The organism is Oleiphilus sp. HI0123 (assembly GCF_001635315.1).
In genome coordinates, this window is record NZ_LWGE01000667.1 from 1 (window position 1) to 460 (window position 460).

Here is a 460-nt window from a genome sequence, read left to right on the forward strand (position 1 = left end):
GGTTTAGAGAATGATACGCAGCTAGTCAATCAGGCAAATATCCTTTCCCGCACCAGAAAATTGAGCAATCAAACTGTGGCGCTAGAGTGTGATGTATTGAATGATGACCTGTCTCAGCTGCTTGAAGCTAACCATCACCTAATTGCCTTGCATGCCTGCGGTGGCCTGCATGTACATATGCTAAAGCAAGGTGTAGAAAGTCACTCTAACAGAATGACCTTCTCACCATGCTGCTATCACCGCTTCAATAGCTCTGAAAACTACCAGGCGCTATCACTTGTAGGCCGAACTACCCTACTGAGCCTAAGCAATGAGGATTTGCGTTTAGCGACAAGACAGTGTAATACGGCATCGGCCGCTGAAACCCGAAAGCGCAAACAACTACAAGCTTGGCGACTCGGCTTTGATACGCTCCAAAAAGATATCAGACATACTGATCAATACCTTCCTTGCCCCTCTC

At 47.0% G+C, this 460-nt stretch carries 1 protein-coding gene; it reads left to right on the plus strand.

Going from position 1 to position 460, the window contains the following annotated elements:
* Window positions 1–460, plus strand: a 460-nt coding sequence (locus A3761_RS06045) for a methyltransferase (RefSeq protein WP_156491661.1), incomplete at both ends; no start/stop codon positions are given.